Annotated in this window: 2 protein-coding genes; both read right to left on the bottom strand. The window is 45.1% G+C overall.

The features are described 5' to 3' along the window. Positions 1-2 precede the first annotated feature (2 nt). A complete protein-coding gene (locus tag D3222_RS12215; protein WP_232832495.1) occupies positions 3-9,845 on the bottom strand; it encodes a non-ribosomal peptide synthetase in 9,843 nt (3,280 codons plus the stop codon). After that, a complete protein-coding gene (locus D3222_RS12210) occupies positions 9,842-19,681 on the bottom strand; it encodes a non-ribosomal peptide synthetase (RefSeq protein ID WP_118986411.1) in 9,840 nt (3,279 codons plus the stop codon). The genes D3222_RS12215 and D3222_RS12210 overlap by 4 nt, the downstream gene beginning before the upstream one ends. Positions 19,682-19,693 lie beyond the last annotated feature (12 nt).

Below are 19,693 nucleotides of genomic sequence, written 5' to 3'. Positions count from 1 at the left end.
AATCACCACTCAGTTACCTCATATTCTTCCACTACAGCCCCAACTGACTTGTTACGTTGAATAACAATTTCTTTTTCAAGCCAATCACATAACTGCTCTAATCTTGATCTTTCAAACACAATCGCAATTGGCACGCCAACGGAAAATGCCTGTTCAATTCGAGAAATTAGTTTCATAGCTAATAAGGAATGACCACCTAAATCAAAAAAGTTGTCTGCCATGCTTACCCTGTCTTGTTGCAACAACCCCTGCCAAATTTTCGCAACGCTTTGTTCCAGTTCAGTCATTGGCGCGATGTATTTGGCTTTGACAAAGTCATCCGCTCTAGGTTGTGGAAGTCGGCCACGATCCACTTTGCCATTGGTATTCAGCGGAAAAGCCGCCATCCGCACATACGCGGATGGCAACATGTAATCAGGTAAGCTAGTCGATAAATAGGCTTTAATTTCAGATAAATCCAATGGGTTAGCCGCGATAAAATAAGCGATAAGCTGCTTATCACCTGCTTCTGTATCAATAGCAATGACTACGGCTCCGGTTATGCCATCGAACTTACTCAATTGGGCTTCGATATCACCGAGTTCAATTCTGAACCCACGGATCTTGACCAGATGGTCGTTGCGGCCAAAGTAGTTGATTTCACCGTTTCGATGAAAGCTGGCTAAGTCACCGGTTCGATACACTCGTTTCCCAAGAACCCAATCGCAATCAAGATAACGCTCTGCGGTAAGTTGGGGCTGTTGATAATAGCCTCTTGATAAACAGTCCCCTGCTAAATACAGCTCGCCGATGGCTCCCATCGGGGCAGGCTGCAAATACTCATCCAAAATATAACAGGCCACGTTGGGCAATGATCGGCCAATCGTCGGCAAATCAGGCCATGAGGCAGGTTCTCCCTGTAATGTCTTGGACGTGACGACATGGGTCTCTGCCGGGCCATAGTGGTTCACTAACTTACATTGACTATGTGTCGTGAAGAACTGTCTGATGGCCGCTGTGATTTTGAGCCTTTCAGCACTCGAAACAATAACCCTTAATTCGGGGAACTGTAGCCCATTGACACCACTATACTCAGCCAAGTTCTGCAATACGGCATAAGGTAAGTTCAGGATTTGAAGTTGCGCCTGCTGGATTTGCTTCGCTAACAGCCGAATATCCAACTGAGTCGATTTATCAATAAGCTGTACTGAACCCCCGGACAACAACGGCATGAATAGGTCTTCAAAACTGAGATCAAAACCAATTGATGAGAATTGTAACCAACGGTTCGGCCCCGTAAGCGCTGGCTCAAGCTGGCTAATACCTCGTAATAAATTGCTCAGCGCCCACTGTGGCATTTCAATCGCCTTAGGCTTACCCGTTGAACCTGAGGTATAGAGCACGTAACCGAGGTCATCCAGGGAATATTCGATAGCCAAATTACTCGCTGGCTGTTTGTCCAGTATCTCTGCTGTGCAAGGGTCATCCAATAACACCATTTTCTGGCGTTTTACCGCAAACCTATCATTCAAGGAGCACATCGTTACTAATATCTCATCAGACAGATCACTAAGAATTATGTTTAAGCGTTCTGTCGGTAATGAGGTATCCAGTGGCACATAACCGGCACCCGTTTTTAAGATGGCGATAACAGTGATGACCATCTCAAAGGAACGTTCAATGAACATCACGACGGGAGTATTTACTTTCGCCCCATTGTTCAGAAGATACTGAGCAAGTTGATTGGATCGCTGATTTAACTCACTGTACGTCATCGTCTCGCCAGCAAAATTCAACGCAATCTCATCGGGAGTCGCCTTAACTTGGGCTTCGAATCTATCAATCAGAGTTTGTGAGTTGTCATACGATAATACCGTTTGATTTAATGAATGCAGCAGGAACGCCCGTTCCTCAGCATCAAGGATGTCGAGTGACAGTGCGGCAACCTGTACCTGACTTTGCAACGCAGCAACAAGTTGTCTGCTAGCATTGATGAGATATTCCACCAAGCGTTCAGCATCAAATCGACTGTCGATTTGGGCTGCAACAGAAAAATCATCACCGAAATCGTCAATGGATAGGGTAATCGGGTAATTGGTACGTTCTTTTACATTAACTAACTCAATGCCGGTTTTTTGCCAAAGCTGGTTAAGCTCACTTGTCTCGCCACTCACTTCAGAGTGACGGTAATTCAAGATACTGTCGAATAAACGGCTAGAACCGGCCAATTTGCTACACTGTTCAGCAATCGCAGTCGGTACTTGCTCGAATTGTAGCAAGCTAACCAGTTTCTGTTGCATTCCCTGCATTAATTGAGCCACGCTCAACTGACTCAAATCAACACGCAATGGCAAGGTATTGATGAATAAACCAACGACTCGCTCAATATTATCAACACTCTGCAAGCGACCAGATAATACCGTACCGAATATGACATCTTTAGTGCCGCTGGTTTTCGCCAGAACCAATGCCCATGCCATGTGAAAAATAAGCGCTGGACTTATCTGCCATGCAGAAGAAGTGCGACGAATCTCTGCGGATAAATCCGCAGGCAACCCAATTTGGATTTCAGTGAATACGTTATTGTCAACCATTCCACTTGTGATCCCAAAAGGCGCCGTGATTTCATCAACCCCAGCCAATTGCTCGGTAAAAAATTGTTGCGCCGCTTTTGTATCGGTTTGGCTGATAGCGTTTAAGACAAACTCCCGATAACTCAACGCTGCCGGCAGTGACTTTTCATCACCGGTCAAGATAGCCAGAAATTCTTCTTGAATAATCTCCAGTGACACATGATCACTTATCAGGTGATGCTCCTGCACCATAACATAGCGCTGCTTTTGCTGGTGGTCGATAAACCGGGTTACCCTGACCAACGGTGCCTGAGTAACATCCATCCATTGTTGTGATGGTTCCATAAACTGTGCTAACTGCTGCTGGATATCAACATCATCCCGCAAATCGATGTCAACCACCGGTAATGGCGCCTCTTTGTAGATAACCTGCACCGGTTCATCAATACCTTTCCAAAAAATTCCGGTTCGCAGCGCATCATGTCGCTGTATTATTTTATCCAATGCTCCAATAAAGCTTTCCATCTCGGTGTTTGACGGAAATGAATACAGCATCGGAGTAACATAAAGGTCAGATTGCCCACACATCATGTGATGGAATAAGATCCCTTCCTGTAATGGCGCCAAAGGATAAATGCCAACAATATTTTGCTCACCTCCCGGCGACTGAGATACGATCAAAGCCCGCTCAGTTTCCGACAGGGAAACCAGACTTTCCAACGCTTCATGGGCGGTTAACAGCGGTGATTGCTGCTCGGTTGCCTGTAGTGGATCGTAAAGTTGTTTCGCCATATCCCGTAATTTCGGGTACTCAAACAAGGCCCGAATATCCAATCGATAACCCTGCTTTTTAATATGGGATAGCATCTTCATGCTCAACAACGAGTGCCCACCCAACTCAAAGAAGTTAGCAACAGCACTGACTTGCGCCAATCCAAACAGTGTTCGCCAAATTTCAGCTAGCAGGGTCTCCTGTTCAGTGGCCGGCGCGATATATTCAATTTCCCCCTGAGCAACAAAATCTGGTTTAGGGAGCGCTTTACGATCTACTTTACGGTTGGCAGTAAGCGGTATCTCCTCCAGCACCACAAACGCCGAGGGGACCATATAGCTCGGTAACTGCTGACTTAATAAGTGTCGGATCTCAGCAATTTTCTGCTGACCATCAAGGGTGATATATGCCGCCAGATACTTGTGAGCCGATTCATCCTCTCGAGCAATGACAACCGCATCGCGAATGGTAGGCAGGCTACGCAACCTTGTTTCTATCTCCCCTAACTCAATACGGAATCCACGGATTTTAACCTGATGGTCATCACGCCCGTAATATTGAATATCCCCTGCCAGTGAGTAACGCCCCAAGTCGCCGGTTCGATAGAGCTTTGGATAGCGGCTTACAAAAGGATTATCAATAAATCGTTCACGGGTTAATTGCTCTTTGTTGATATAGCCCCGCGCAACACCGTCACCGGCGACACAAATTTCACCAACAGCGCCAAAAGGCACAAGCTGTTGGTTTTTGTCCAACAAGAAGATGGCCGTATTTTGAATTGGGCGCCCAATACTGAGGGTGTCTCCCTGAAAATCGTAGGCAATGCAAGTATTGACCGTGTATTCGGTTGGCCCATAGGCATTGACTAAACGGGGTAAATGCCCTGGTCGCTGATACCATGCAACCACTTTATCCGGTTTAATCTGCTCGCCTCCGACACTGATTTGGCGAATATGTTCAGGTACCAAAACCGTATCTTCACTTACCACTTCGTGCCAGAACGTAGTTGGCAAATTCACCGCACTGATCTGGTATTCCCGGCACCTTTGCCAGAAAGTGGCGACATCGATCAGCCAATCTTCGCCACGCAAGACCAAAGTACTGCCATTGCCAAGGGCGCCAAATATTTCTTCAATAGACATATCAAAACTGAGGGCGGCAAATTGCAGTACCCGATCCTGCTTTGAATAAAGATAGGCATCCGCAAGACCCACCACCAGATTCACCAATGCCTGATGTTCAATCATCACACCTTTCGGCATGCCCGTGGAACCCGAAGTATAGAGAACATAGGCCAAGTGGGTAGAACACAAACCCAATTCAGGGGCGGCAATATTATCGGTTGAGAATCCAGCAAACGAGGTTGTAGTCACATCAATACTAAATGGACTATTTTCAGGTAATAACTTCTTGTTATGGCTGTTGGTTATCACCATCAAAGGCTGTGCATCATCAATAATATAAGCAAGCCTTTCTTGCGGGTACGCAGGATCGAGAGGCAAATAGGCACTACCCGATTTCAAGATGGCAAGTACTGACACAATCATGTCAATACTTCGCTCAATACATATCGCAATCATTGAATCCGGTTTGGCACCCTGAACAACCAAATAATGTGCCAACTGATTAGCTCTGGCATTAAGTTGGGCATAAGTCAATTGTTGGTCACCAAAGACCAACGCAATAGCATCCGGCGTTTGTTCGGCAAACGCTTCCATCCGCTCATGGATACATTGGCTACGGTCATACTCTACCGCTGTTTGGTTCAAACCGTGCAGCAGGTAATCCTGCTCTTCCGGCGGTAACAGGGCCAAATCGCCAAGCTTTTCGGACGGGCAGGCCACAATGCTCATCAATAAGGTCGTAAAACGTACCACCAACCGCTTTATCGTCTCCTCTGCGAACAAATCCGTGTTGTACTCGACATTAAAAGTCAGACCTTCCTCTGTCTGGCTGGCATCCAGTGTCAATTCATACATCGCATTGCGGGTCTGTTCCGGCCTCGGCCACAAACTTACCCCTTCCAATTGCAGCTCCACACTGTCATTCGTATTCATAGAAAACATGATTTGGAACAACGGTGAATAACTGGTGCTACGTTCCGGTTGCAACTGCTCCACTAATAACTCAAACGGGACATTTTGATGCCGCTGGGCAGCCAGGTTTACCTCCCGGACCGATCTCAGGTAATCGATAAACGATTGCTCCAGCTCACACTCGCTGCGCAATACCAGCGTATTCACAAAACAGCCTATCAACGGCGTTAATGATGTCTGCAAACGGTTAGCTATCGGGGTTCCCACCACAATATCCCGTTGCCCGCCATAGCGACTGAGCAGTACCGTAAACGCCGCATGCAACACCATAAAAAGAGTGCACCTTTGTGTCAGCGCCAGTTGCTGCAACCCTTTGCTAACCTCATTGTCCAGGCTAAATTCATAACTGCGACCATGACTGGTCTGGTTGGCTGGCCGCCCGTAATCCAGAGGCAACCCGTGTACTGGGGGTAAATCCGACAACTGTTGCCGCCAATATTCCAACCCCGCCGCTAACTGAGATTCTCCTTCCGCACTGTGTTGCCAGACCGCATAATCGGCATATTGAATCTCCAGAGCCGGTAACGGGTTAGTCCGACCTTGACGATAAGCCTGGTACAAACTCACAAGTTCCTTAACCAGTACCCCCATTGACCAGCCATCAGAAGCAATATGATGCATGTTAAATAACAACACGCCCTGCTCCGTTGAAGTGCTGATGTAGTGACAACGCACCATCACATCCTGTGCCAGATCAAATCGGTAGGTCATTTCATGCTGAATAGCCTGTTCAATCCACGCCTCTTGCCCGGCTTTGCCGATGTCACTGATATCCGATTGAGCTATCTCAAACGACCACTCCGGCTTGATAACCTGCCAGGTTCCATTTTCATCGCTGTGGTAAACCGTACGCAGCACTTCATGTCGATCGATGATGGTTTTCAGGGCCAGATTCGCTGCCGCCAATTCAAATTTACCGCTTACCGTATAGGCTGACACCATGTTGTAGGCGGTGCTATCACCGCCAAACTGCTCGATAAACCAGATCCGTTGTTGAGCATAAGATTGCGGTAATAAATTTGTCTTGCGTTCAAGAATAGGAATTGTTTGATAATGCTTATCCGACACTTCATAAGGCACTCTTTCTGCCAGTAAAGCCACTGTTGCAGCTTCAAAGATATCTCTTACCTGTAAACTGCATTGAAACTGCTCATTAATCTTTGTGATCACCTTAGTCGCAATTAATGAGTGGCCTCCAACCATAAAAAAGTTGTCATCCCGGCCTATTTGCTCAACACCTAGCATTTCGCACCAAATAGCTGCCAGTATTTCTTCTTTCTCGTTGATGGGCGGCGTACTGGCCTTAACAGCAATATCACTGTCTTGCGGTGTTGGAAGCGCTTTGCGATCAATCTTGTTATTTAGCGTAAGTGGCAATGTTTCGAGCTGAATAATTGCTCGTGGTAACATATAGGTAGGTAACTTCTGCTCAAGGTGTTGACGTAGCGCATCAATATCAATTTGTTGCTCGGCGACCAAATAACCTGCTAGATACTGTTGTGTTTGCTGATCGTTTAGCGCAACCACAACAGAACGGGTTATTTGTGGAAACAGGTTGATAACCTGTTCAATTTCGCCAAGTTCAATTCGGTGGCCCCGTAATTTCACTTGGTAATCATTTCTACCCAAATACACAAGTGAACCTTCTATAGTATAACGGGCAAGATCACCCGTTTTATAAACCCTGGCGGTTAAACCGTCAGAAAATGTCAGGTTGATGAATCGCTCGGCAGTCAGATCTTCACGTTTAAAATAGCCTTCAGCAAGCCCATCGCCGCCGATGTATAACTCTCCCACTGCCCCGAAAGGCACCGGTTTTAATTGTTCATCAAGTAAATAAATTGTGGTGTTATTTAACGGTAACCCGATAGTAACAAGTTGCTGCTCAAGCAGTTGTGCGTCTAGTTTCGCAATGGTTGACCAAACCGTGGTTTCCGTTGGCCCGTACATATTCCAGAGAGCGTTACCTTTGCTCAATAATGCCGTTGCTGTCGCTAATGGCAAGGCTTCACCACCACTGATCATTTTTAACGACGAGCGCCCCTGCCAGCCTGATTCAAGCAACATATTCCAAGTCGTTGGCGTGGCTTGTAACAGCGAAATGTTATGTTGTTCGAGTAGTGCAACCAGTCTGGCGGGATCAGTCACGTCCTGCTGCGCCGCCACGACACAAGTGGCGCCAGACAACCAAGGCAGATAGAGCTCTAACACGGCAATATCAAAGGAAATAGTCGTGATGGCTAAAACATTGTCCTGTGCCATACACTGCAAGTTATCTTGCATTGAGATCAAGAAGTTATTAACCGCAGAGTGACTGACCATCACACCTTTGGGGTTACCCGTAGAACCCGAAGTGTAAATCACGTAGGCCGGAGCAGATGCGGCTAAACCGATCAACTGTTTAGGAATATTGGTGGTGGGTGATTGGCTAAGATCAATGTGATCCAGTAAGCAGGTTAATTCCGCAAAACCGACTAATCGTGATGCACATTCGCGGTTACTTATAATGCGGTTACTTATAATACATTGTGGCTCAGCATCGTTCAGCATATACCGCACTCTATCGGCAGGAAAGCTGGGATCAACCGGAACATACGCTGCCCCTGCTTTCATCACTGCCAATAGTGTTGTAACCATGTCGATGCCTCTCTGCAACAACACAGCAACTCGCCCACCCGTTGAAACGCCCTGCGCTCTTAATTGATGTGCTAACTGATTAGCTCTGGCATTAAGTTGCGCATAAGTCAACTGCTGGTCACCAAAGATCAGCGCAATGGCATCCGGCGTTTGTTCAGCAAATGCTTCTATCCGTTCATGGATACATTGGCTACGGTCATACTCTACCGCTGTCTGGTTCACACTGTGCAGCAGGTAATCCTGTTCTTCCGGTGGCAACAGAGCCAAATCGCCAAGCTTTTCGGACGGAGAAGCCACTATACCCATCAGCAAAGTCGTAAAACGCGCCACCAGCCGCTTTATTGTCTCCTCTGCAAACAAATCCATGTTGTACTCTAAACTAAAAATCAGACCTTCCTCTGTTTGCTGGGCCTCTAACGTCAATTCATACATCGCATTGCGGGTCTGTTCCGGCCTTGGCCGCAAACTTACCCCTTCCAGTTGCAATTCCACATTGTCATTCGTATTCATGGAAAACATGATTTGGAATAACGGTGAATAACTGGTGCTGCGTTCCGGCTGCAACCGCTCCACTAATAACTCAAACGGGACATTTTGGTGCCGCTGGGCAGCCAGGTTTATCTCCCGGACCGAGCCTAGATAATCGATGAACGATTGTTCCAACTCACACTCGCTGCGCAACACCAGCGTATTCATAAAACAGCCTATCAACGGCGTTAATGATGTCTGCAAACGATTAGCTACCGGGGTTCCCACTACAATATCTCGTTGCCCGCCGTGACGACCGAGCAGTACTGTAAACGCCGCATGCAACACCATAAAAAGAGTGCAACCCTGTGTCAGTGCCAGTTGCTGCAACCCTTTGCTAACCTCATGGTCCAGGCTAAATTCATAACTGCGACCATGACTGGTTTGATTGGTTGGCCGCCCGTAATCCAAAGGCACCCCATGTACTGGGGGTAAATCCGACAACTGTTGCCGCCAATATTCCAACCCTGCCGCCAAATGAGTTTCTCTCTCTGGGCTACGCTGCCAGACCGCATAATCGGCATACTGAATCTCCAGAGCCGGTAACGGGTTAACCCGACCTTGACGATAAGCCTGATACAAGTTCACAAACTCTTTAACCAATATCCCTATCGACCAACCATCGGAAGCAATATGATGCATGTTAAATAACAGCACGCCCTGCTCCATTGAGGTGCTGATATAGCGACAACGCACCATCACATCCCATACCAAATCAAATCGGTAGGTCATTTCATCTTGAATGGCCTGCTCAACCCACGCCTCTTGCTCGGCTTCGCCTATATCATGGATATCCGATTGGGCTATCTCGAATGACCACTCCTGCTTGATAACCTGCCAGGTTCCATTTTCATCACTGTGATAAACAGTACGCAGCACTTCATGCCGATCTATGATGGTTTGCAAGGCCAGATTCGCTGCCGCCAATTCAAATTTACCGCTTACCGTATAGGCTGACACCATGTTGTAGGCGGTACTCCCACCACCAAACTGCTCGATAAACCAGATCCGTTGCTGTGAAGAACTTAGAGGCAATTTCTGGGTTCGAAGAGCCGGTTCAATCACTATTTCATTGCCAGGGATATCCACTCTGCCTTTATCGAGAAAATCGATCAGCTCAGCCTTGTGTGTTTTAATCTTGGCTTTTAGTTCATCTGGAAAGTGAGCCCCCTTTAACTTAAACCCTAACTTACCCTCTTTACTGAATAGCAATACACCCTGCTCATAAGCGTCTTTAACTAATTTAAACATGTCCATCATAACCACCCCTCTTCACCTGCTGTTTCAAGCTCACTTTGGATTTGCCCTTGTAATTGCTGGTTGCAGATTAATTCTGCAAGTTCATGCAAGAGAGGTGTCTGGAAAACCTGCATGGCACTAAGCTCAATGACAAATGCAGCATTGATTTCCGTTATTAATTTGATTGCCAATAATGAGTGACCGCCTAGTGCAAAAAAGTTATCGTCGCGCGATATTTGTCTGACATTCAGTACTCTTTGCCAAATTGCTGCCAAAAAGATTTCCGTTTCACCAACTGGTTCAATAAAATTATCGCTTTTATCATGCTCCGTATTAGGTTCAGGCAGCATCTTACGGTCAATCTTGCCATTAGGCGTCAACGGCCATTCTTCAACCACAACCATAACTGACGGTATCATGTAGTCTGGCAAGGATTTAGCCAATGCAGATTTGATACCCTGAATAAACCGAGTTTGAGCCTGCTGCCATTCCGCACTCTCCCTCTCATTCGTCAGCTTATCCGATACCAGTTTGATGTAGGCAACCAGTTGTTTGTCACCTGCCACGGTTGTCTTGACCAGCACCAGAGATGAGTTCACCCCTGCCTGCTGATTGAGTTGATACTCAATCTCACCCAGTTCTATTCTGAAACCACGGATTTTCACTTGATCATCAATACGACCAACGAACTCCAGATTACCGTCTGACCGGTAGCGCCCCAAATCGCCGGTTTTGTACAAACGCTCACTACTATCGGTATTGGCCGGATCATGAAACGGGTTGGCAACGAAGCGTTCCTTCGTTAGTTCAGGACGATTGAGATAACCACGGGCTAAGCCCGCGCCGCCGACATACAGCTCCCCTGTAGAGCCGTAAGGCACAAGTTGCTGCTCTTTATCCAAAATATAAGCCTGACTATTGCTAATAATCCTGCCAATAGTCGGTGTGGTGTGCACGGGAGAATCCAATTCCGCCCAAGTAGAATATGTCGTATCCTCTGACGGCCCATATAAGTTATAAACCGTTACATCTTGATTTTTCTCATATATTGCATTAACCAAATTTGCAGATAAAGCCTCGCCAGCCAAATTAATAATCCGAGTACTCCTCGGTATCGCATTTTGTTCAACCAGAGAGTTCATTGCCGAAGGTACCGTATTTATCAAAGTCACCTGGCAGTCAATGCCTTGGTGTAGAACCAGAATGTCCTCAACAACACATGTCCGCGTACCCGAAACCAAGGGTACAAACAGTTCAAATATTGATAAATCAAAGTTCAAAGACGTTGACATGAGAACACAAGCAATGTCCTCCTTGGTATATTGCGACCGAGCCCAACTGAGCATGGCAATTGTATTACTATGCTCAATCATCACCCCTTTAGGTTTACCCGTTGATCCTGAGGTGTAAATCACATAGGCCAGATGACTGGCAGTCAACGCCAATGCATGCTTATCCAGATTAGTAATAGGATAGTGGCTGTATGCCGTGCTGATTTGACTACTCGTACCGCCAAGATTATCTAATATCACCCGATGACCGTTGAAGTCTGACAGTACCTGCTCCAGATGTGACTGGATCAGCACCACCTCAAGCTGTGCATCTTCCAACATGTAACCCAACCGTTCTTGAGGATATCTTGGGTCCAGCGGCACATACGCGCCTCCCGCCTTGAGGATCGCCAAAATGCCGATTACCATCTCCAGTGAACGCTCCACACATAAACCCACTAACATATCCGGCTCAATAGCATGGCGTTCCACCAGATAGTGCGCCAACTGGTTGGATTTTTCATTGAGCTGCCTGTAAGTCAATTGATTATCACCGCACTCCAGCGCAACGTTATCAGGATTTGCTTCGGCCTGTTGTTCAAACAGCTCGTGGATACACTTGTCCTTTGGATATTCTACATAGGTATCATTGAGAGTATGCCGCAGGTACGCGATCTCCACATTTGACAGCATCGGCAAACTGGCAAGTGAAACCCGTGTATAGTCATTCGCCTTCGTCGCTTCGGCCAGCCCTATCAGTAAACGTGACAGGTGATCATTGAGCTGCTCAATATGTTTATGGCTGAACAAACTGGCGTCATAGACCCAATGCAAATGCAATCTATGCTCACTAATACTCAGGTCAATATTGAGATCAAACTTGGTTTGGATATGGTTCGGAGCTATTGAATTCAGCTTCATTCCCGGCAGGTTGAAGGTAACCTCTCCAACGTCACTATTCAGTCCATAATCTGTATCGGTCGTCAACATGATTTGGAACAATGGCGTATATGCTGTACTTCTTGTTACTTGTAACTGTTCAACCAGTTGTTCAAACGGCACATCTTGATTGGCCTGAGCATCCAGATGCACCTGTTTGACATGAGAAAAGTAATCACTAAGCATTGCGTGCCTAGTATCTACTCGTAGTATCAAGGTGTTGACAAAGAAGCCAATCAGCGTTTCCAGTTCTGCCTGCAAACGGTTCGCCACTGGCGTGCCTATCACAATGTCATCGCTGTTGCCGTGACGAGATAATAATAATGCCAACGCAGCATGGAATAACATGAACGGAGTCAGTTGATGTTGTCTGGCCAAACCGACCAGTGCTTGCGTAGTGTCTTTCTGCAATAAGCCTGTCACCACGGCGCCTTGATGTTGCCTTACCTTCGGCCTCGGTCTATCCAGCGGCAAACCGTGTACTGGTGGTATCTCATCCAACTGCCGCTTCCAATAGCTGATCTGCGACGCTAAATACTCACTTTGCAACCTGTCACGTTGCCAAACTGCAAAATCAGCATATTGAATATCAAGTTCCTTTATTTCGACCTTGTTCCCATTGCGTAAAGCGTCATAACGCACGACAAACTCGTGGGTAAGAATATCTTCAGACCAGCCGTCAGACGCAATATGATGAGCATTAAATAGCAATACGCCATTATTGACTTGACGCTGAATAAAGGTGGCACGAATCATTAAATCGCGGCTTAGATCAAAAATTTGTCTAGCGTCTTCTTCCATTAATTCAGCTATATGCTGACTTTGTTGCTCCTCAGGCATACAGGTTAAATCAATATAATTAAGCGTCAGATTTCTTCCAGATAGAATTTTCTGGAACGGCTTGCCGTCTTTCTTAATGTAGACCGTACGTAATATTTCATGACGCTCAATGATTTGATTGAGTGCTAATTCAGCTACGCCAACATCAAATTCGCCCTCAACAGCAAATGCAATGGGCATATTGTATTCCGCACTACTTTGGTCAATTTGACTAAGTATCCACAAACGTTCTTGAGCAAATGACAAAGGCAGTAACTCACCGGTTCGTGGCTGTTTGGGGATCGAATCAACTGTCGTCACCGTCCGCTGTTCAAGCATAACCGCAAGCTCGGCAAACGTTGGATGATCAAAAATAGTTCTAACAGCAATTTCCCGTCCAAGTTCCGCGCGTATTTTAGAAATTACCCGAATGACCAATAAAGAGTGGCCGCCGAGGTGGAAAAAGTTGTCGTTTCGACCGACCCGATTAACATTGAGTACTGATTGCCAAATACCGGCTAATGCTTGCTCGATCTTGTTAGCAGGTTCAACCCACTCAACGTGATGATTCACTAAACAAGGCTTCGGCAATGCATGGCGATTAATTTTATCCGCCGCATTTAATGGCATCTTATCCAGAATCTCATAGTAGCCGGGGATCATATAATCCGGTAAGTGATGACTTAATCCCTGCTTAATGTCATTAGCAATCTGCTCGATCTGAGCAACATTTGCAGTTAATACGAGATAAGCAACCAGGCAATTTTCACCCGTTCTGTCTTTATGAACGAGTACCGCTGCTTCCGTCACTTGGGGTAACTTCACCAAAGCCGACTCAATTTCCCCCAGTTCAACACGAAAACCACGAATTTTTACCTGATTATCAATCCGCCCAACGAGTTCCAGATTGCCATTGGCGTCCCAATAACCTAAATCGCCAGTGCGATAAAGTCGGGTCCCATGCCCGTTCATGGTGTGGAAGGGGTTATCTTTAAAACTTTCTGCCGTTTTTTCAGGGTTATTCCAATAACCTTTGCCCACACCAACACCAGACACGCATAATTCGCCAATAACATTAGTCGGCAAAATTTGCATATGCTGATCCAGAACATACATGGTTAGGTTTGGTAACGGCTTGCCTACAGGAATATTTTTAACGTGCTCTTCTAGCGGTTCGTCAATAATAAAATAGGTAATATCGTCCGATGCTTCGCTAGGCCCGTAACCATTCATCACCGGAATCTGAGGGTAATATTGCAACCAACGATTAACCAAAGGCACAGGACAAGGTTCAGCAATAATCATTAACCATTTCAGATTCGGGAATGGCGTTGCTACCTCACCCTGACTAAGCAAATGTTCTAACAATATTTTCAACACTGACGGAGCGGTTTGAATCAGATGAATATGTTCGTCTTGCAACACACGAACATATTCAGGCAAATCCATAGCATCAGGCAGAATGACTGTTTTGCCCCCACTTAACAAAGGCGCCAGAAATTGCCACGCAGAGACATCGGAAGAAGAAGCCGCACTTTGTAGAAAGTTACGTGATAACAGTTGATTATGACGCCCCATAAAACCGAGAACATCAAATTCAGCATCAATATGATTCAAAGCCCCGGCATGGTGCACCAACGCACCTTTAGGTTTGCCAGTAGAACCGGAAGTATAAATCATATAAGCCAGATCATCAGGATAACACTCAACCTCCGGATTAGTATTTGGGTAATGACCCAATGAAGGCCAATCCACATCCAACCGAAAACGTTTCTGATTATTGAAAGTTAGCCCATTTAAATAGCTTTGAGTTAAAACCACATTAACCCCAGAGTCAGCCAACATATACGACAAACGCTCAGGTGGATTAGTCGGGTCCAAAGGAACATAAGCAGCGCCGGCTTTCATAATGCTAAGTATGGCAATGACAAACTCGATGGAGCGTTCGGCATAGATAGCAACAATATGATTTCGCTTTACTCCTTGTTCTATCAGATAGTGCGCCAATTCATTAGCACGCTGATTAAGTTCAGTATAAGTAATACGGTGTACGCCACATACAGCAGCAATAGCCGCTGGTGTTTTTGCTGCCTGATGTTCAAAACGTTGATGGACAGTAGCTGTTTTATCATAAACAACCACAGGGCTATTAAACTCGTTAATAAGCCGCCGTTGTTCGTTAATAGGAATAATTGATAATGTCAGCAATGGTGTTTGTGGAGCCTGATTAAGCGCATGAATAATGGCCATCAATGCTGTTCTCATATAAGTCAGAACATTAGCCGTTCCGACTTGTGACTCAACATGAACCTGCATCATGAAATCATTATCAAGCTGATCAATCCCCATTTCTAACGGATAGTTGGTATATTCTTTGGCTTCTATGATTTCAAAATGATAACTTTGGTTGGCAATCTCCAATTTATTTTTGTGACGTAAATTCAACAGGCTGGTAAACAACGGTGTGCCACCTGGCAAGGAGCTATAACGTAATGCCTCGGAAAGCGGAAAATGCTCGTAGTCGGACAATTCAATGAGTTCATCACTAATTTGGGTTAATGCTTCGCTTACCGACAGATTTGTCAGATTTATGCGTATAGGCAGCAAATTAATCAACATACCCAAAATACGATCATTTCCACGAATAGCCTGCATTCGCCCTGACATCATGGAACCAAATACAACATCGTCTTTACCACTACATTTAGCAACGACCAATGCCCAAGCCAAGTGAAAAATATTTGCAGCACTAATACATTGCTGAGTCGCCAAGCCAATAATCTGTTGCGCTAAACGTGGACCAACCAATTCTCTGGCGGTATCTATTTTCAACCCGTCGTTATAAACATTTAATAACCCGAAAGGCGCGGTGGTTTCAACAACATCAGACAGTTTAGCTTTAAAGTAATCAACACCACTATTGGATTGATTAGCTCTTAATGAATAAGCAACAAACTCACGATATTGAACCGGAGTAGGCAACAACACATTTGGATCTTCAAGCAAAGCGTGCATTTCTGCAATTTGCAATAAGACAGAAATATGATCACTTAATAAATGATGTTGCTTTAATAGTAGAAAACACTCATCAGTCTTCGTATCTTTAGCCGCAATCGCTTGCATCATAGGCGCACGATCCAGCTTCATATGGTGGTGTTCAATCGCAGATAATTCCGCCAAAGTTTCCAATGCCGAGAAACCTGGAGCAACAGCTTGCCATTGTAAAGGAACAGAGGCTGTTCGATGAACAACCTGAACTGAGGTGGTTAAATCATGCCAATGAATAGAGGTGCGGAAAATATCATGGCGTGCCACTATCTTATCAAGCGTATGGAGAAATGCTGTCAGCTTTTGCTCATTAGCAAACTTTATCAGAATGGGGATGATATAAGTATCATGCTCTTCATTCATTCGATGGTGAAAGAAAATGCCTTCCTGCAACGGTGATAATGGATAAATATCTTGTATGTTACTGGCACCACCTTCAACTTGCTGGCAAATAACGGCGATTTCTTTTTCACTCAAAGTCACCATATCCAACATATCAGGCGTGATATGTTCAACATGCTCTGCAAGCTTATTAACAGCCACCTCTTGATGGGTTAACGTTTCTTCATCCTTACGGACACAAGATAAATGTAATGCCAATTCTGCCAGTGTGTTAGTTCGATAAATCGCACGGATAGGCAGTTCATAACCACACTGTACCAACTCTGCTCGCAATGACATAATCGATAAAGAGTGACCACCCAGAGCAAAAAAGTTGTCATGGCGGCTGACTTTACTCAAGGCTAATAGCGACTGCCACAGTTGCGCTAATACCCGCTCGGCTTCGCCCTCAGGGGCAACAAATTCCTGCTGACTATAATCTTGTTTTTGTGGTAGTGGCAATTGCTTAAAATCTAACTTGCCGTTTTGTGTCAGTGGCAATTTCTCTAACTGCACAACGGCAACAGGCAACATGTAATCAGCCAGTTTGCTCTTCATCGCCAGACGAATAGCATCAATATTGATGGTTCCTTCGGCAACAACATAAGCAATTAATTGCAGTCGATCATCGGAGCCAAGTTGTCGAGGATAGACAACCGCTTCATGAATGCCGGGATAATCCATTAATTGATTGCTGATTTCTTCTGGCTCAATACGAAAACCGTTTATTTTTACTTGGTTATCATTGCGCCCAATAAACTCTAAATTACCATCGGGTAACTGACGTACGATATCTCCTGTGCGGTAAAGTCGCCCCGGACCAAAAGGATTATCCACAAAATACTTCGCGCTATCTTGTTCACGATTAAGATAGCCACGTGTTACACCTGTTCCACCAATATATAATTCCCCTTGAAACCCTGAGGGGACACTTTTTAAATTCGTATCTAATATATAAAGTTGGGTGCCATAATTAGCTTTACCAATGGGAATCATCGCCGTTACATCAGCCAAGGATGCCATGCAGTAAGCAGACGCGGTTACTGTTGTTTCAGTCGGGCCGTATGTGTTGATAAGTTCGATAGCAGGACCATGTTCGAACCATTCGCGAGCACTAACGGATTTAACCATTTCGCCACCCAAGATCACTAAACGTAGTGAAGAATCAATAGGTTGACGACTGTAATTCACCAGTTGATGCCAAAAAGCGGTAGGTAAACTGGTCACCGAAATTTCATGGTGTCGGCAAAATGCCCAAAATGCATCAAAATCGTAATGAATATCATCAGCTCGTAACACCAGAGTGCCACCGTTACATAAGGAGCCGAAACATTCTTCCACAGAAATATCGAAGCTGACCGAAGAAAACTGCAAAAACTTATCATGTTCAGTCAGTCTATAAGACTCGGTAATGTGTGCAACAAAATGACTCAACTGCTTATGTTCAACCATCACCCCTTTGGGCTGTCCCGTTGTACCGGAGGTATAAATCACATAAGCCAGATGCTCCAACTGTAAACCAATATTGCTTGCGGATATGTTTGCCACAGAGCACTGGGCCAAATGTTGATTAAACTGAGCATCATCAAGCAATAGTGTTGCGATCTTGCATGCCGCCAATCGATGTGCAATGGAAGACATTGTTATGCAAACAACAGGTTCAGCATCGGTCAGCATAAACTGCAAACGACCATCGGGATAATCGGGGTCCATAGGAACATAAGCCGCTCCCGCTTTCAGCGTTGCCAGCATCGCCACGACCATCTCACTCGAACGCGGCAAGCAAATAGCAACACGGCTATCAGGCCGAACCCCCTGCTCAATTAAATAGTTAGCTAACTGATTAGCTTTATTGCTCAATGTGGCGTAAGACATTTGTCGTTCGCCATCCACGATAGCAATAGCATCAGGATGCCGTTCAGCATATTGCTCAATTTGCTCATGCACTAATGTGATGGTCGGACAAACAAGTTTTTCTCCCGCCACAGCAGATTGACTTAGATTCCATAACGCCTGTTCAACGTCTTTACTCACCAGATCAAGTGAAGTTAATAACGCTTCAGGCTGTGCAACCATTTGTTCAACCAAAGTCATAATGCTTTGCAATAAATGTTCAGCCTGATGTGACGAGAAATAATCATGACGATAGTCTAGTTGGAGCTGGGTGTTTTGCTTATCACCGTAATTACATAATATAACGGTGAGAGGAATATCTTCACGCCCATGACTAAGGTAATTAGTTTCCGTATCCAAGCCACTAGCACTGAAATCAAAATCAATCTGTTGATAGTTAAAAACAATATCAAAAAGACGTTCGCGACCTTGAGCACGTAAAGATAAATCCTTATATAAAGCACTCGAAGGATAAGAGCGATAACGATAGCCACTTTTTATAGTACGTGCTGTCATTGCTACTGATTCAGCCACCGACATCTGCTGATTTTGCATGCACATTATCGGTAGCATTGACATAAACGAACCCACCATATTGCGTTGAGCTGATGTAGTACGATTATGTAAAGGCGTCCCGATGAGGACGCCATCACTTTGGTTGATACGGTTTACTAGAGAAGCAATAGCGGTAATAAAAAGTGGCGATATTGGTAAATTGCATTGACTCGCCTTGGTTAAAAATGACTTATATCCATCAGGTTTGATAAAGTATACAAGCCTGCTATTTTTCCTTGAATCGGCAGTTACAAAGCCTTCCTTCCTATATTGGAAAGGCACATCTGGCAAGTGGTGGAATAACTCTTTCCAATACTTAGCTGCCTTTGCTAATTGCTGACTATAATTCTCCGGTAACGGTTGCGCGGCAAGATCAAGAAACCGCTCCCCCGTGTTTTCTTTAAGCTTATTTCCCAGATCCAATTGCTGGTAGGTGTCGAAAATACTTCGAAACCAGTTAGCATAACCGACACCATCAATGATGATGTGATGAGAAATAAAGTATAGCCAGAAACGATTTGGAGCCAACTGAATTAAGCCGACTCGATAAAGCACATCCTGTGCTAATCTAAATGGCTCGGAGAATATCCGTTCAATAATAGCCAAAGCTTTAGATTCCGCCTCTTCTTCACTCGAAAGATCTAAATGAGACAGTTCAAAGTGATGGTCTTGAACAATATGAGCAAATTCAACTGTATCTTTTAGCGCATCCGAACCAACATGATGCGGCATTGAGTACTTATCTACTATTGAACATCGAAGTACAGCGTGTTCTTGGATAGTGTGTTTTATGGCGCATTCGAGATTCTTTATATTAATAGATTGTTTAATCTCAACATAACCACCTATATTGAACGCTGCGGTATCCTCTCTACTTATATGATCAAGATAAATTTCTTTTTGTTGTTGATTTAGTGGAATAACAAGCTGTTCAACTTGATCTAGAAACATACTATAATCCCT

Origin of the sequence: Photorhabdus sp. CRCIA-P01 (genome assembly GCF_003545805.1) — a bacterium.
GTDB classification, from domain to species: domain Bacteria; phylum Pseudomonadota; class Gammaproteobacteria; order Enterobacterales; family Enterobacteriaceae; genus Photorhabdus; species Photorhabdus antumapuensis.
This window is presented reverse-complemented; position numbering and strand designations above follow the sequence as displayed.